13 protein-coding genes are annotated in these 16,585 nt (G+C 57.2%); 3 read left to right on the top strand and 10 right to left on the bottom strand.

The window, feature by feature from the left end; translation table 11 throughout:
* Positions 1 to 6: 6 nt before the first annotated feature.
* The 9 genes from HWW83_RS07505 to HWW83_RS07465 form a co-directional block, all read right to left on the bottom strand.
* Positions 7 to 1,104, bottom strand: coding sequence for a hypothetical protein (locus HWW83_RS07505; RefSeq protein ID WP_060660711.1), 1,098 nt, complete (start codon positions 1,102 to 1,104; stop codon positions 7 to 9).
* Positions 1,105 to 1,165: 61 nt separating this feature from the next.
* Positions 1,166 to 2,203: a Glu/Leu/Phe/Val dehydrogenase dimerization domain-containing protein gene (locus HWW83_RS07500; RefSeq protein WP_033643093.1), complete on the bottom strand. Its 1,038-nt coding sequence runs from the start codon at positions 2,201 to 2,203 to the stop codon at positions 1,166 to 1,168.
* 16 nt (positions 2,204 to 2,219) lie between these two features.
* Positions 2,220 to 5,099, bottom strand: coding sequence for a type I polyketide synthase (locus tag HWW83_RS07495; protein ID WP_129993069.1), 2,880 nt, complete (start codon positions 5,097 to 5,099; stop codon positions 2,220 to 2,222).
* A 13-nt stretch (positions 5,100 to 5,112) separates the two neighbouring features.
* Positions 5,113 to 6,288 (bottom strand): NAD(P)/FAD-dependent oxidoreductase, encoded by a 1,176-nt coding sequence (locus tag HWW83_RS07490; protein ID WP_033643091.1) that lies wholly within the window; start codon positions 6,286 to 6,288, stop codon positions 5,113 to 5,115.
* Between the two features lie 40 nt (positions 6,289 to 6,328).
* Entirely contained in the window at positions 6,329 to 6,886 is a 558-nt protein-coding gene (locus HWW83_RS07485) for an allene oxide cyclase barrel-like domain-containing protein (protein WP_050440105.1), read from the bottom strand.
* A 22-nt stretch (positions 6,887 to 6,908) separates the two neighbouring features.
* Positions 6,909 to 7,937, bottom strand: coding sequence for a PLP-dependent cysteine synthase family protein (locus HWW83_RS07480; RefSeq protein ID WP_033643090.1), 1,029 nt, complete (start codon positions 7,935 to 7,937; stop codon positions 6,909 to 6,911).
* 42 nt (positions 7,938 to 7,979) lie between these two features.
* A complete protein-coding gene (locus HWW83_RS07475) occupies positions 7,980 to 8,708 on the bottom strand; it encodes a thioesterase II family protein (protein WP_176589173.1) in 729 nt (242 codons plus the stop codon).
* Positions 8,705 to 10,309: an AMP-binding protein gene (locus HWW83_RS07470; protein WP_069100162.1), complete on the bottom strand. Its 1,605-nt coding sequence runs from the start codon at positions 10,307 to 10,309 to the stop codon at positions 8,705 to 8,707. The genes HWW83_RS07475 and HWW83_RS07470 overlap by 4 nt, the downstream gene beginning before the upstream one ends.
* A gap of 300 nt (positions 10,310 to 10,609) precedes the next feature.
* Positions 10,610 to 10,834 carry a hypothetical protein gene (locus HWW83_RS07465; protein WP_033643087.1) on the bottom strand — a complete coding sequence of 75 codons (225 nt, stop codon included), beginning with the start codon at positions 10,832 to 10,834 and terminating at the stop codon, positions 10,610 to 10,612.
* A gap of 137 nt (positions 10,835 to 10,971) precedes the next feature.
* On the opposite strand from HWW83_RS07465, the gene HWW83_RS07460 reads away from it, so the two are divergent.
* Both HWW83_RS07460 and HWW83_RS07455 read left to right on the top strand, forming a co-directional pair.
* Positions 10,972 to 13,113 (top strand): TonB-dependent siderophore receptor, encoded by a 2,142-nt coding sequence (locus HWW83_RS07460; RefSeq protein ID WP_083223800.1) that lies wholly within the window; start codon positions 10,972 to 10,974, stop codon positions 13,111 to 13,113.
* On the top strand, positions 13,113 to 14,252 hold the full coding sequence (locus HWW83_RS07455) for an ABC transporter substrate-binding protein (protein WP_176589172.1): 1,140 nt from the start codon (positions 13,113 to 13,115) through the stop codon (positions 14,250 to 14,252). The genes HWW83_RS07460 and HWW83_RS07455 overlap by 1 nt, the downstream gene beginning before the upstream one ends.
* Before the next feature lie 4 nt (positions 14,253 to 14,256).
* On the opposite strand, the gene HWW83_RS07450 is transcribed toward HWW83_RS07455, so the two are convergent.
* Positions 14,257 to 14,865, bottom strand: a complete 609-nt coding sequence (locus tag HWW83_RS07450; RefSeq protein ID WP_033643085.1) for a TetR/AcrR family transcriptional regulator — start codon at positions 14,863 to 14,865, stop codon at positions 14,257 to 14,259.
* Between the two features lie 121 nt (positions 14,866 to 14,986).
* Between HWW83_RS07450 and HWW83_RS07445 the strand changes: the two genes are divergently transcribed.
* Positions 14,987 to 16,585 (top strand): MFS transporter, encoded by a 1,599-nt coding sequence (locus HWW83_RS07445; RefSeq protein WP_332107997.1) that lies wholly within the window; start codon positions 14,987 to 14,989, stop codon positions 16,583 to 16,585.

Genomic DNA, 16,585 nt, shown 5'->3' with positions numbered 1-16,585 from the left:
AACCGCTTACAAACACCATACCGGCCGGGCGCCCACCGTCGCACTGGCATGCCCAGCGCCATGGCTCAGGCACAGCGTTCTCAGCCCGGCACCCGCACCGGAATACCAGGCGCCGCCTCGCATCAGCATGCGTTCGCCGTAGTTGCGCAGATAAACCTGATCGCCGTCCGCACACCGGTGATGCGGTACAACGCCGAGGATTTTCAATATATCCGGCACCGACTCTCCACTTGCCGCACCAATACGCCCGAACTCATCATCCATCAAACCTGGCGGATACCCATTGTCATGCGGATCGCCGTTGAAATGCCGGATACGGTCCGAAATGCGCGGCGTGCCGGCATTGCCGGTAAGACTCGGCGATGAAGCATCGAATTTTGCGGTTCCCGGGCTGCCGGGAGGTAGCCACTCGCCTGTTGCCAGGTCGACCGCGCGCCAGCGTTCGTCTTCATTATCGGTCATCGGCATCGCGGCGTCATTGTCCGGTAAAAGCAGGATTTCCCCCGCGACCAATTTCAGCCCGTGTTGCCATTCCCAAAGGTTGCCGCAGAGATCGCCAATACCGTGCGGCGTACCGTCATGATACCAGGCAGCCGGACCGGATGCGGTAAACGTTGTCGGATCGCCCTGCTCATCGCCCACGACACCGCCGTCACATCGCTTGCCATACTGGCGTCGATCGCGATGCGATCGCCCACTCTCGGTATTGCCTAACTCCGGCCAGCCATGATGACGGCACCAGAACATCAACGCGGCCCATTCGGCGTTGGTGCCAATGTGCCAGCCGCGTCCATTGCGAGCCGCCGCCTGTCGAAATGCGGCCAGGTCATGCCAGCTGGCCGGGGCCGTCTCAGGTTGACTGACCAGTTCGCCATGGATCAGCGTGCCGGGGTAACAGCCGTAGAAGAAAGCCTCTTTTCGCTGACCGTTGACGATAAACGCAGGATGAACCGCCTCGCCTAACCCTGATGTGACCTCTTGCAGCGTAAAACGAGGTATCACATGCATATAGCTGGGCTGCCCACTTGCGGTGTAAAGCACGGTGCGACGCCCTTGCGATTCGGCCTCTACTTTGCAACGCAAAGCGTCTTTTACAATAATCATGGAGTTATGTGCCCGTTAAAAATGCCGAGGCCGGGAAAGCGCAGGCTCCCCGGCCCATTTCTTACGCCACCATGGCGGCGGATTTGATCGGTTGCAACAATTGTCCAATATCGCAATTGAGCAGTTGAGCGCGCTGCAGCAACTCCTCCGTCTTGGCGCCAATCACGGAGTGAACATAGGCGTTGACCTGCTCCTGGTTCATTTGGTTATAACGGTCGGTAAACGCCATTTCGATGCTGTCGCAGATCACTGCGCCGGCGTTGCTGACGTAGTCCGGCAGATAGTGAATACCGCGCGCCAACAGCCGCTGTTCAGCCTGTGGCGTATTAAACGGTGAGTTGGCGCTGCTCACCACCCAGCGGGTATTCAGCTGTTCAATATTCTGTGCATTCAATACGTTGGACATCGACGCGATGCACAGCACCTCGCTGGGTTGCGCCCAAAGTTCCTCTTCGCTCACGCGGCGCACCCCCGCAGGAAATTGCGCTGCGGGGTTGATGTCATAGGCCGTCACCTCACAACCGAACAGCAGGCTTTGTTTCGCCACTTCAGTGCCGACCTTGCCCATACCGTGAATGGCAATGCGCGCGCGAGGCAAATGATTGAGCCTCAGCGTCAACACTTTTTTCATCGAACTCCAGACGCCGTAGCCGGTTGCCACCGATGTATCGACTTGTGGGCTGTCCATGGCATTCAGGATCCACGGCGTAAACTGCCGCAGATAGTCCATCTCTCGATTGCCGGTATTGATATCGCATCCCGTAAACATGGTGCCGCCATAGCGATTGAGCAGAGCGCCTATCGCTTCAAGCACTGCCGGTTGCTCTTGGGGAGAACGTTTGCTGTTCACCACGATTTTGCCGCCGCTGAAGCCGGTATTGTACAGCCCGTGCTTCAGCGACATGCGCTGCGCCAGCATGATCGCCTCCTCTTCCTGCTGCTGCCGGGACGCATAGTTTCGCCAACGGATACCGCCATTGGCCGGTAGCAGCTTGATCTGCGACGAGTAAGCCAGGGTGAATGACGTTTCGTCATCGATTACGACCGTTTCTATCTGGTATTGGTTATGTGTATTCAGCAATTCATTGTTAACTGACATAATTTGCCATCCTGTTTTAATGAGAATCTTGCTCGAATGCTCCAGCCTGGTCCAACTGTTGTTTAATGCCCCACGGCGTAGGCCGCTTAAGAAAATCGGCCATCCCTATTGCCTTGCCAAACTCTTGCTCCAACATCGCCAGCAGGCGCAGCGCCATCAGCGACTGCCCGCCGGCGTCAAAAAAGTCACAGTGGTTAGAATCGGGGTTCACGCCGGTCACATCCCCCCAAACGCGCCAGATACGCGCCATCTGGGGATCTGACTGGCTTGTTGCCGCCGGCGTTCGCTCGGCTTGCGGCCCCTGCCTGTCCCGTTCGCCCAACCACCAGTGCGCCGGATCGAAGGGATACATCGGCAATGCGATGCGCGAAGGCGGCAGTTGCCACAGGCGGCGCCAGTTAACGTTGACGCTGGCGCGCCAGATTTTTTGCAGCGCCTGGATCCATACGGCACCTTCATTCTGCGCTTCGTCGCGACGCGGCAAGGTTCGCACCGCGGTCACAGAACCGGCGGATTTCAGCTGTGCAACCAACGCCGTGAGCGTCGAACCCGGCCCAACTTCGATAAACAACGTCTTGCCGCGCTGCGGTAGCTGCTGCAAGGCGCGGTGGTAATTGACCGGTTCACGGGCATGACGCGCCCAATAGCGGCCGTCAAGCGCCGAACATTCGACTTCGGTCGCCAGCAAGGCGGAGACGTAACGTACCCCCGTCGCCGATTCACCCGGCGGCGGCGCAATATCGGCCAGCTCGTCAAGAATGGGATCCATCAGGGTCGAATGAAACGCATGTGAAACATTCAAGGCTTTGCATCGCACGCCTCGGTCTCGCATCTGGCGTTCGCAAGCGCGAATGGCTTCAGCGGTGCCGGACAGCACGCAGCCGTCATCACTGTTTTCTGCCGCCAGCGATAGCTGATGACTCAACCAGGGCTGAACCTGTTGAACGCTCAGCTCTACCGCCAACATCATCCCGGACGGCAACCCGGCCATCAGACGCCCACGATGAGCGGCGAAAACCAGCGCCTCTTGCACCGAGAACACCCCAGCGGCCCAGGCCGCCGCAATTTCGCCGAGGCTGTGCCCAATGACCCAATCCGGCTCGACGCCGTAATGCATCAGCAGTTCGGCCATGGAGATTTCGACGGCGATCAGCGCGGGCTGCGTCAACGCGGTATCGTTAATCGACTCGGGTGCGGCCTCTCCGGTAAATAACGCCGAGAGATCCAGTGCGGCTTGCGTTTGCACTATCTGCAGTTTGTCGTTCATCAGTTTTCTGAAGGTCGCATCCTGCGCCATCAAATCGCTGGCCATACCGATAAACTGGCTTCCCTGGCCAGGGAATTGGAAAACTACCGACAAGCGCCCTTTCCCCGTATCCATCATGTTTTCTTTCACGCTCAACGCGCCCCGATCGTCTATCTGCAAGGTGCCGCGATAGCGCAGCGACTTTCTTCCGCTTTGCGCGCTCCAGGCCAAGCGTTCGTCGTTTTCGCCGTGCGGTCGCTGCAGATAGCGTTTTACCAGCCGATGCCAGGCCTGTTCTGACTGTGCGCTGATCGGTACGACGGTGGAGGACAATGAGGCCGCTGTTCGCGCCGGCGGCATGACAGGCGGCCTCGCCAGTACGACATGCGCATTCGTACCGCCAATACCGAATGCGCTGACGCCGATGGCCTGGCGCGGATCCTCGCGATCCCACCGTTGAGCGGAACAGATAAACTCAAACGGACTCTCCGCCAATGCCATTTCCGGATTCGGTGAGCCAACGTTGATCTGCGGCGTGAGCCAGCCATGCTGAATTTGCAGGGCGGCCTTAATCAATCCCGCCATGCCGGCGCAGGTTTCCAGGTGCCCGACGTTAGCCTTGACTGCGCCGATGGCGCAGAACCCCCGTCGTGTCGTATGCTCTCGGAAAACGCCGTTCAGCGCCTCGAATTCGATGGGATCGCCGGCCAGAGTGCCCGTACCGTGGGCTTCGATGGCGCGAAAATCCTCAGGCGTCAACCGGGCATCGTCCATCGCCTGGCGCAGCAGGCGTTGCTGGCCATGCAAACTGGTGGTGGTAAAACTGACTTTGCGCGCGCCGTCATTATTCATCGCCACGCCTTTGATCACCGCGACGACGTTATCGCCGGCCGCCAGCGCATCACTCAGGCGCTTCAACACCACCACACCGACGCCGCTGCCGAATACCGTACCGCTGGCATCTGCGGAAAATGGCCGGCAGTGCCCATCGGTGGAAAACACCATGCCTTGCTGCGCAAAATAGCCGTCGTTTTGCGGGATCCTTAGGGTACAAGCGCCTGCTAACGCCAGGTTGCAACGGCCGCTGCGCAAGGCGTGGACCGCTTCGTATACCGCCACCAGCGAAGTGGCGCAGGCGGCTTGCACGTTGCACACCGGCCCCCCGATGCCCAGATGCCAGGCCACCCTGCTGGTGAGGTAATCTTTATCGCTCATTATTTGCCGCTCGAACGGCGAAGGATTGAGTTTATCGAGTAGCTCGGATCCTTGCGCCTGACGTAAATAGTCAGAGCTGCTACAGCCGGCGAACAGCCCGGTATCCTCAAGTTCCCCCGGTGTCACACCGGCGCTTTCCAGCGCGTGCCAGGCGCATTCCAAAAAGAGCCGCTGCTGGGGATCCATCAGCAGCGCATCGCGCGCGCTAATACCGAAGAATCCTGCATCAAAGCGAGATATGTCGCCGGCCACAGGCGCGGCGACGGGAATATATCCCTTGTCGACGGCATCATCCCGATCGTTATCGACGCGAACCAGGGATTCGACACCGTTGATCAAATTATGCCACCAGCTTTCGATGTCCTCGGCACCCGGGAAACGGCAGGCCATGCCAACCAGGGCGATATCCCGTTCATTGCTGTTCACCTGCTGCATGAAGGTTCTCCGCTCAGAAACGCAATGCGCTGATGTCCCAACGGGGCTCTCGTTCCGCCAGCAGATCGGCGCAAATTTGCCCCATCAGAGGCGTAAATTTGAACGCCCATCCCCCTGCCGAGACCACCAGATGTTCGCCGCCGTGGCAGCGGCCCTTGGCGCTGTCGAGATAGAATTGGCGCGCCGGATCGGTGGGCAACACGGCCAGACAGCTTGCAGCGGAATGCTGTTTATCCGGTTCGAGGAACGGCATATGCCGGCGGGCAAACTCCAACGCGCGCTCCACGTGCTGCGGGTTTGCCCTATAGCCAGGCGCATTGGCTTCGGTGATCGGATCCACTTCGAAATCGGTCCCCAGCCGATCAAACCCATTGACGGACCAAGGGTTGGGCGGGAAGCCATAAAACAGGTTGCTGTCGCTCTCCACCGGCGGTTGGAAAGCAAACCAGAAGGGATCGTTGGCTCCCAGGCGCTGGCTGCGCAGCATGCTGATGCAGGCCATCTCATAGGTAGAAAGCGCAAGTTCAATATCCAACTGGCGCAGCAGTTTCTTGCTGCCCGGCCCACTGGCAACCAGGACTTTACGGGCGCGATAACGGTTTTGCGTCGTCAGCACCGTTGCGCCCCGAGCATCGGGCTCCACGGCCTTCACACATTGCTGGAACTGGAACTCCACGCCGGCTTCGCTGGCCAGCGAGTAAAGCGACGCCAGGGTGCCTTTAACGTCGATCACGCCGCCGTCTTGCTGCAAGAAACCTTCATAGTTGCTGTCCAAGCCGGTGAAACCATAGCGCCGTTCGATTTCACGCATCGTCAGACGTTCATAAGGCAACCTCATTTCATCCATTGAAAGCATGGTTTGGCGGATTTGCCCCTCATTGGTCCAGACATCCGCATCGCCGAACCATAGGCTGCCAATGCGGTGGATCAGTTTTCTGTCCGCCTGTTGTTCCAGCTGCCGCCACAATTTGTCGGCCTCCAGGGTAAGGCGGAATATTTCCAGCTCCGAATATTGCAAACGCCAATGGCGCTCCTCCCCGCTGGTGCCGGCCAGTTGCGTAAATAGCGCATGTTGTTCCAGGACCAAAACCTTATGGTCGCGATGCTCTCGCGCATAATTCCATGCGGCGGCCAGCCCGATGGGGCCAGCGCCGATAATAATGACATCCCAGTGTACCGACGTGTGCATACCTATCCCTCGTAATGGATATTGTGTGTGTTTGATAAAATTATTTTTTAATTAAGCTTTTAATCTGATCCAGCGGCAACAGGACGATCAGCGTCAGATATTTTTCTCGCGGAATATCCTGATAGAGCTGACGAACGCCGATCTTCCCCATGACATCCCCGCTAACGCCGGCGGCGAACAACGATTGCCATTGCCCCGCCCAAATCGCACTGGAATTCCAAATGCCGGCGGTTTCGATTCGCCCCAGCGGCGTCTCGGCCGTCTCGTGGTACCAGGAAACCACGCTGTCGTCCGGCAGTGAGGCGATTTTCCACCCCTGGCCCTTCATCGTGCCGATATCATGCCCCTGCTTATCCACCAACCGATCGATATGTGAATTGGCATCGCCAACGTTAGGGACATTATCCGCTTTTGCTTTAAAGGTAATATTTGCCATTTCGATAACGGAAAGCACGGTGGCATTGTTATAGCCGTCTTTCGTCGCCAAAATATGCTCAATATCGTTGGCCTCTTTACCTGAACTTATTAACTGGCGAACATAATCGCCAAGCGCGATCAGCTCAGACAATACATTATTATTGCCCTGTATAATTTCCATGAAATATTCCTTTTAGACGTTATTAAACGGTCAAGGCTTCAGATTGTTTGAACCACTCGCGCCCTTTTTCTCGATCGATATCGGAACCGGCGTCGGCAAAGAGTGTGACAACCCGTTGATCCGCACTCAGCGTTTCTGCCAGCTTACAGGCCGTTTTCCAGTTGGCGGCGGAAGATGCGCCGATTTTAACGCCGGTCAACTGATGGAATTCGTGCATCGCGCTGAGCGCTTCCCGATAGGAAACCGGATTGAAAGGCGGTTCCTGCGGCATCAACTTACTGATGAAAGGCTGACGGAAACCGAAGCCCAACCCGCCGGCTCCGGCAAATTTAGGTTCACCGTTCGGCGCAGACAGCGTACCGTAAGGCAGTTCGCGCGGCGTGCTGCCCCACACGATCAGCTGTGGGTTATCCTGCCGCAACGCGGCGGCCACCCCCGACAAGGTCCCGCCGGTCCCTACCGCCGATACCCAACCGTCGATGCGCTCACCCTCCAGCTGCCGGCGAATCTCTGCGCCCGTCGCATGCTGATGTACGGCGGTGTTGACCAGGTTAAGATGCTGAGAAAGCAGCGTCCAACTGCCATCTTCATGCGCAATCTGCTGGCTGCGTGCAATGACGCCGAGCAGGAACTGATTGCGATCGACCAGAGTAACGATGGCTTTATCGGCTTTTAACGTGTCGATAAGCGGTTGCGGAGACGAATCCGGGATCACCACTTGCACCGCTATCCCGCACATATTGCCGAGTTTGGCCAGGGCTTTCGCCATATTGCCCCCCGAGGAATCGAGCAACTTCAATTCACCGGCGGCGAAGTCGTGTTGATTGATGGCATCGCAAAACAGACCGAACGCGGTGCGGTCTTTCACCGAGCCAAACGGATTCTCAAACTCAAACTTGGCGTAAATCGACGCCTTTCCCTTTGGCGACGGCACTTCAACCAGCGGGGTATTGCCTAACGTCGCATAGAATTTTTTCAACTGGGGGAACAGAGCGAAGGCTTTCTCCGTATCCGGTGCGCAATCCTGTGGGTTAAACAGCTCAAAATTCATCAGAGGTTCCTTTAAAGCCATACGTTGACAAATAAGCCAGCGTTACCGGAGCAGCTGGCGGAGAAACGCAGCGGTGTCCTGCGCGAAATAAAAGTGATCGCCCGCGAGGAATTGCACCCGGCTGCCGGGGAGTTCTTTTTCCCACCGCGACAGCGCGGCGCGGCTAACCAACGGATCGTTATCGCCGCCCAAAATGCGTGGCTGCATGTCGGGCAAAGGTTCTGCGCTGAGCGCGCCCAACAGCTGTAGATCTTGCTGTATCAAGCGGGTGACAAGCGGGCGAGTGATCTCATCCAGCGACAGTGCGCCGCTGCTTTCACTGAATGTCAGGATGTCGCCCAACACCTCTTGCCGCAGGCTTTCCTGTTGAAGTATTTTCAGTTCAGAGGGCGCGCGCTGGGCCGACAACACGGCGTCGATGTTAAAACGCGACGCTTGTAACGCCGCGGCAACCTGCAGGGCAAACAGCGCGCCCATGCTATGACCGAAAATCACCACCGGCGCGATGCCCAGCGAAGAATGCAGCGCATCAACGCAGCGCGTAATGGCTCGCTGCGCCGTTTCCCAAGCCGGCGCGTCTTGCGCGTCTTCTCGCCCGGGATACTGCACGATGAACAGATCCACCTCGTCCGGCAGCAGATCACGCCAGTGCTGATAGAACGCAACGCCGCCGCCGGCATGTGGAAATACGACCAATTGTTTGCTGACCGGTGAACTGCATGGGCGGCTGAGCCTCACCACGCAACCGAGAGACGTGCGCAATGGCGTCATGAGTTCAACCCCGCCGTATTTTTGACCGTCTGTTCCTGGCGCAGTATGTCGCGCAACGTCACGCGATCTATCTTGCCGATCCCTTTCATCGGAATGGTATCGATGACAATCAGCCGCTCCGGCGCCTTGAACGCCGCCAGCCCTTCTTTCTCAAAGAAGCGGCGCAATGCGCTGAGAGTCAGAGTGGTATCTGTGCTGGTGACAAACAGACAAGGCACCTCACCGTAGAGATCGTCCGGCATACCAACGCAGGCGGCTCGCACCACGGCAGGATGCTGTTCAGCCAACTCCTCTATCTCATTGGGACTGAATTTCTCTCCCCCGCGGTTGATCGAGTCGTTTACGCGGCCGTCGATGAAAATGTTGCCCGCGGCATCGACGTGCGCCAGGTCGCCGGTACGGTAGAAGCCGTCCGCCGTAAACGCGCTACGATTAGCCTGGGGATTTTGGTAATACTCGGTGAGCGTATAAGGGCCGCGGGTGATCAGTTCGCCTGATTTGCCCACGGGCAAAGGACGGCCGTTTTCGTCGACGATCAGCACTTCATCATGCGGGCTCAACGGCCGGCCCTGAGAGCTGAATCGCAGAGTGTCATCATCGTCAATCGAGTTAAAACACAGCAGCCCTTCGCTCATGCCATAGCACTGCTGCAGGGTAATGCCGAGGTTGCGGGAGGCGGAGGCCGCTAGCTCAGGCGTCACCCTGGCGCCACCCACCTGAACATGCCACAAAGACGTCAGGTCGCGCGGCGTTTGCCGCTGCAGTTCGCTCCATTGAGACAGCAACGCAGGCACCAGCGTGGTGTGTGTCACGCCGCATTGCTCGATCACGTCCAACGCCGTTTCCGCCGACGGGGCGTCGGCGAGCGCAACGGCGCCGCCGCGAGAAAGCGTACCGAGTATACCGGGGCAATTGATGACAAACCCATGCGAAACCGGCATCGCGGCGAAATAGACCGAATGGCTGTCTAAAGCAAACACGTCACAGCCGCACTCGATCATATAGCTGTAGCCGCCATTTTTACGGGCAATCGCTTTAGGTAAACCGGTGGTGCCGCTCGAGAGCAACATGACGGCGGTATCCGACGGCGTCATGGTGGCGGCGTGAAGTGGCGGCGCGGGCGTCAAAGGCGAACAGAAATGTTGCAGGTTTAGGTAACGAGTGTCGTGCCCGGCGTCATCGTAGTCTTCGACCAATATCACATCGATATTGAGACCTTCGGCCAACAGCGTCTGCAAAGCGGCAAGTGGGTTATAGCGACGGGAACCTCGCTGCAGGGCAAATACTTTTGGCGCCGTCAGATGCAGAATGTGCCTCAGCTCTTTTTCTCGATAAGAGGGTAATATCGGCACCGGGATCGCACCGAGCATCAACGAAGAGAGCATGATGACAACCGCTTCACGGGTGTTGCGCAATTGATAGGCGATCCGATCGCCCTTCACCACGCCCAATTGACACAGCTTCAAAGCGGCTGAAGCCACCGCACCGTTCAGCCAGTCGTAAGTGTAAACCTCCCCGTGTTCAAAAAGCGCCGGGCGCTGTCCATGTTGTTGAAGGGCCAGCAATAAACGTTGGTTGATCGAATCCTCAACACTAACCATAGCGACTCCATAATGAGTTAACTCACTGTTTGACTGTTATCTTTCTCAATCACAATTCGTTAAACAAACAGCTTTCGGCACCTCGGTCAGGCGGCGCCATCACTTCTGTATTGGCTCAGAATGAAAAGCAAAACGGACTCAAAAACACTTCATTTTCTGGTCGACATCAAACACCATGACCGACCGTCAGTCAATTACCTTGGCGTTAATTATTTGTAGATCTTATGTTTCACCCCTATCATGTCGTTTTAATCTCCTTTATAAACAACACATTATAAATAATACTTTTTTTATACTTGCTTATGACATTTCAGAAATAAGCTGTTCTAATGAATAGTCTCGCCCTCCCCACAGCGATGGCGCGTTAACACAGCGGGCTTTCAGCAGGGCTTGCAATGCCACCGTTTCCGCCGAACTGAGTGCTAAATCTTGACGCAACTGCCAGCTGCCATCCGCCTCTTGCAGCACATCTTCAGGTACCCCCACCTCAGCCAACAGCGCCAACAAATCATCCAGAGTCTTCATAATGTTATCCAATCGTTAAATGGTATTGATAATTATTCATATTGACCGTCAGTCGGTCAATGAGTATTTTAACGCTTGCCTGAGATGACCAGACTCCCGCCCTCGCAGCGAGACTCTTACTTAAAGAGGGATTTTTTTTGAATAAATTCAACGGATTTCGCCTGCGGAAGGCTTATCTTTGCCCGTTGTTGCTGGGCATGATGCCCTGCCTGACCCTGGCGGCCGATGAAGAGTCGATCTGGGTGGTCGCAGAGGGTTCCTCCTCAGACAATGCCCCACAGGGTTATGCCGCACAGCAAGCGACGGTGGCGACCAAAACCCGGTCACCGTTGGTCGATGTGCCGCAATTTGTCTCGGTGGTCAATCGCCAGCAAATGGACGTGCAGTCGGCCGACACGGTTAGCCAGGCGTTGCGCTACAGCGCCGGCGTTGCCGTGGAACGTTTCGGCGCCTTTTCCAGCGGCGTGGACTTCGCCAAAATGCGCGGTTTTGAGGCCGACTACTACCTGGATGGATTGCGCGTCATCGGCAATAGCGGCATTTGGGGACCGCAAATTGAAACCTGGGGAGTGCAAAGCGTTGAAGTCTTGCATGGCCCTTCATCCTCGTTATACGGCCAGGGGGGCGCCGGCGGCGTAATTAATATGATTTCCCGACGCCCTTCCACCGCCGAGTCGAATCAGCTTAAATGGGATGTCGGCAATGACCGCTCGCACGCCCTCAGCCTCGATTCCACCGGCGCGCTGACCGATGACGAACGGTGGGTGTACCGCTTCGATGGTCTGGCGGCCACGCGCGGTTCGCAGATCGAAGACACCAGGCAAAAGCGCCTCTTTCTGGCGCCCGCAATCACCTGGCAACCCAATGATCGCACGCGCTGGACCGTGTTGGTTCACTATCTTCGCGAACCCCAATCAGGCTATTACAACACCCTTCCCGCCCAGGTTTTGGGGCTGTTGCCCAATCCGCACGGCAAGATAGATACCGATAGAAATTACAGCGATCCCGCGCACGAGCACTCGAGCCGTACGCAATACGATATGACCTCGCTGCTTGAATTCGAATTGAACGATCGCTGGCGCCTAAAGCAAAACCTGCGCTATTCCCACGTAGACTCGACGGTGCGGCGCGATTTTACGCGCGCCATCACGCCGGACGAGGGACTTTTGACGGCGGTTTATCAGGACGCACCGAGTCAGGCGGACAGCATCGTGATGGATAACCAGGCCGAGACGACATTCGTTACCGGCGCCATCGTCCATCAGGGATTGGCCGGGATCGACTTTCAGGCCGGTAAATTGGATAAAGACTGGTGGGGATCGCAAACCGTGACGTTTGATCCCTGGTCCGAACAGTACCGCCCTTCATTCGAACCTATCCCGGTTTCACGCACGTCGACAACGCAACGCTTCCAGCGCACGGGCTTATACGGACAGGACGAAGCCAGCTGGCGCGGATGGCATTTGTTGTTGGGCGGCCGTCATGACTGGTCACGCATGCGTACCAGTGACAATCTGGCCCATACTCAAACGCAAACCAATGACGCAGCCTGGAGCTATCGCGCCGGGTTGAGCTACCCGTTCGACAATGGCCTGGCGCCGTGGGCCAGCGTCTCTACCGCCTTCGATCCGTTGACCGGCACAAACGCTCAAGGCACGCCGTTCAAGCCAACCCATTCCACTCAGTATGAGATGGGGATGAAACTGCAGCCTCCCGGCAGCGCAACGATGACCAGCCTGGCGGTCTACCAACTGACGCAGCGCGATGTGAGCACCATCGATCCCCTTAATCCCAGTTATTACACCCAAACGGGTGAAGTGCGTTCTCGCGGCGTGGAGCTGGAATCACGGGCGGCGGTGACCGATAACCTTAATCTGATGCTGTCCTATGCCTGGGTCAACAACGTCGTGACGGAGGCTAACGATAGCACGCAGGGGAAACATCCGGTGGGGATTCCGGCGCAGACCGGCTCGATGTGGCTGGACTATCGCTTTACTAAAGGGCCGCTGCAGGGGCTGCTGATCGGTGGCGGTACCCGCTACCTGGGGGCCAGTTGGGGAGATGGCGCCAACACCTTCAAAGTGCCCGCCGTTTGGCTCGGCGATATGACCGTTCGCTATACGCCGGGTGCCTGGGATCCTCGTCTGTATAATCTGGAGCTGGGATTGACGGTCAACAACCTGACCAACAAATCTTACATCGCCAGTTGCACCAGTGCGCCTTACTGCAGCATCGGCATCGAACGCCGCATCATCGGTTCGATAAGCTGGTATTTCTGATGCACAGACGACGTTTTCTTCAGGCGGCCGCTTTGCTGGCACTTTCTTCGCCTTCACGCTCTCTGCGCGCCCAGGCTGATACACAGATCGTGACCGATATCGTCGGGCGTACGGTGACTTTACGCTATCCTCTGCGGCGTATTTTCCTGGCGGAAGGCAACCTGTTTTATACCGTTGCGGCGCTCAACCCACGCGCGCCGATGGAAAAACTGGTGGGTTGGCGAGACAATTTCCGCACCGCCGACCTGGACAGTTACCGGCTGTATCTGCGTTATTTTCCCGAACTGGCCAAGCTGCCGGCCTTCGCCGGCGTGCAGCAAATGCAATTCGATCTGGAAAGGTTGATCGCCTTGCGGCCCGAAGCCATTTTGCTCAACGCGAATACGCGTTCTGTGCTGGAAACGAGCGGCCTGATGACTAAGCTTACGGCGGCGAACATCCCCGTGGTGTTTGTCGATATGAGCATCGGCCTGATGAACAACAGCGCCAGAAGCATCGCCATCATGGGGCAGCTGTTTGATAATCCGCAAAGTGCACATAGCCTGATTCGCTTCCGCCAGCGTCATCTCGATACGATCCGCGACACGCTGATGAAACGGGCTCCGCCGCGCCCACGCATAATGATGGAGCGCGCCGCCGGATTATACGAGGATTGCTGCCTGTCTTGGGGCAATGGCAACTACGGCGAGATGGTGGATAGCGCAGGAGGATTCAATTTGGCTCAGACGCATATTCACGGCGTTTACGGCGCATTGAGTCAGGAAACGGTGATCGCTTCCCGGCCCGATAAAATCGTCGTGACCGGCAGTAACTGGAGTCATTACTCGCCCCACGGTGACTGGATCAACCTTGGGCCAGGCGCAGATTTGACGCTGGCAAAAACGCGGCTGGAAAAATTGATGCGACGCCCGGCTTATCGCACCCTGGCCGCGGCAAAGAACGGACAGGCGTACGCCATTTGGCACCCGTTTTACGATCACCCTTTTAATTTCGTCGCGATCGAACGTCTGGCCACTTGGTTCCATCCGTCGCTGTTTGCCGGCGTTGATCCCGAAGCGACTTTTGCTGAACTCTTCGCCCGATTTCTTCCCATTCCGTATCAGCCCGGTTACTGGGTGTCGCTCAAGGCGGCGCCGTAAACGATCAGCGACATCCCAGCAAACGCATGAATTCCTGCGCCAGCGCAGGCCCCAGCCCTTGGCGGTCGGCGTCGGGGTTGACCATGACGTCATCCACGGCACCATGCATGCCGTGATACATCAAGATGGCGGTCAGATGCGGATTCTCCAGACGCCAGGCGCCCGCCGCTGCGCCATCGTTTAAAATCGTCAGGATCTGCTCCAGCACGGCATCACGATCCTGATTGCCTCGGGTATGATAATGATGATCGTGATACAACGCATCGTGCAGTTCCATGCCTTCAAAATAGGTCGCCACGCCGGCATCACACCAGGCTCTCAGACGCGCCAACCAGTCATCCGGCGCGCATTCATCGATAGCCAGCTGAATTTTCTCGATAAAGTGATTGGTGAAACGTATACGTAAAGCGGACAACATTTCATTTTTGGACGGAAAATAGTGGTAGAAGGTCCCTTTGGCGACGTTGGCGTCGCGGACGATATCGCTGATGGTGGTCGCTTCAAACCCTTTTTCGATAAACAGCTTCTGCGCCGCATCCATCAATTCATCCAAGCGCACTTCCGCCGGTTTGGTTCGAGGCTGTGTTTCTTTCATCTTCTCTTTTGTCTTCATATCAACATCCACTAGGAGTCCAGCGGCCATCGTAACCAATGTTGTTGCCATTGACCAGCCGGCCTATCTCAGTGAAATCAATATTTACGCTCCATTGACCGACGGTCAGTCATAATATAGGATGAGAATAGTTTTCACTATCACCCCCATCTCAATAAGGAGCCCCACTATGTCCGGTATGCGCAGGATTTCGCTCGTTGCCGCCATCTGTCTGGGTACATTTATGGCGTCGCTTGATATCAGCATTGTCAATGTGGCGCTGCCCACGATGCTGGAATCGCTGCAAACCGACATGTCGGGCCTGCAGTGGGTCGTTGACGCCTATGCCCTTTGCCTTTCCGCGTTAATCCTTTCCTCCGGTCCGCTGGGCGACAGATTTGGCCGCAAGCGTATTTGGCTGTACGGCGTTGCATTGTTTACCGTCGGTTCGATCGTTTGCGCATTCGCCTCCTCTCTCGGCATGCTGCTGACGGGCCGGGTGATACAAGGGATCGCCGGCGCAGCCGTTATCCCTGGGGCATTGTCGTTATTGACTCATGCTTTTCCGGAGGAGCAGTTGCGCACCCGCGCGATCGGGATCTGGTCTTCGGTCAATGCCCTTTCGCTGGTGATTGGCCCGGTTTTGGGCGGCTTGCTGGTGCATACCACCGGTTGGCCAGGCATCTTCTGGATCAACATTCCGGTCGGGATCGTCGCGTTGATATTGGGCGGTTGGGGGCTGCGAGAAAGCTCGCATCCTGAGCACGCTGCGCTTGACCCGCTGGGGCAAGGGTTGAGCATCTTGTGGCTTGGCGCGCTGACCTACGGGCTGATTGCCGCCGGAGAATTCGGTTGGCACAGTGTGCAATCGCGTTTTCCGTTGTACGCCGCCCTGGCGCTGTTTGCGCTGTTTCTCTGGGTGGAAACGCGGGTCAAACGCCCCTTGCTGCAGCTGAGCCTGTTTCGCAACGCCGATTTTAGCGGCTATAACCTCGCCTCTTTTGTACTCGGTTTTTCCGCTTACAGCAGCGTCTTCTTCGTCTCGCTATTTCTGCAACAGGCCCAGGGCTGGAGCCCCGCCGACACCGGTTGGCGCATGGCGCCGGAATTTCTCGCCATGGCGCTGGCCGCTTCCGGTTTTGGCCGCCTGTCCGCCAAACTGAGCGTGAACTCGCTGATGATCGTCGGTTATGGCCTGATGGGCGTTGCCCTGCTGTTGCTGACGCAGCTGCACGCCGATTCGCCTTACGCTCTGGTGGCGCTCTATTTGGCCCTGCTCGGTTTCGGCATGGGGCTGTCCATGCCGGCGACAAGCGCCTTGGTGATGCGCACCGTCGCGCCGCAACGTTCCGGGATGGCGTCGGCAACGATGAACGCGCTGCGACAAACCGGCATGACGCTGGGCATCGCCTTGCTGGGCACGCTGATGAGCATGAAAGCGGTGACCACCTTGACTGCGGCTTTGCAAACGCAAGGCGTGGAACAGGCCGCCGCAATCGCCCGGACGGCGGTCATCGAACAACAGCAAACGGCCGTTGATGCATTGAGCACGAGCCGCATGCAAGCGCTGACGCACAGCGCCTTCGCCAATGGTTTCGGGATCGCCATGCTGTGTGCCGGATTACTCAGCATCGTGATGACCGTGTGGCTGCTGATCATGCTGCATCCGCGTTTCCGTCTGCATCCTCAGGCCGGAAACGCCGTGCTGAACAAGTCACCTGAACGACTGAACGAGGAATGA

It is taken from the genome of Serratia ureilytica (genome assembly GCF_013375155.1).
Taxonomy (GTDB): Bacteria; Pseudomonadota; Gammaproteobacteria; order Enterobacterales; family Enterobacteriaceae; genus Serratia; species Serratia ureilytica.
Note: the sequence above shows the minus strand (reverse complement) of the source record. Positions and strands in the feature narration are given on the sequence as shown.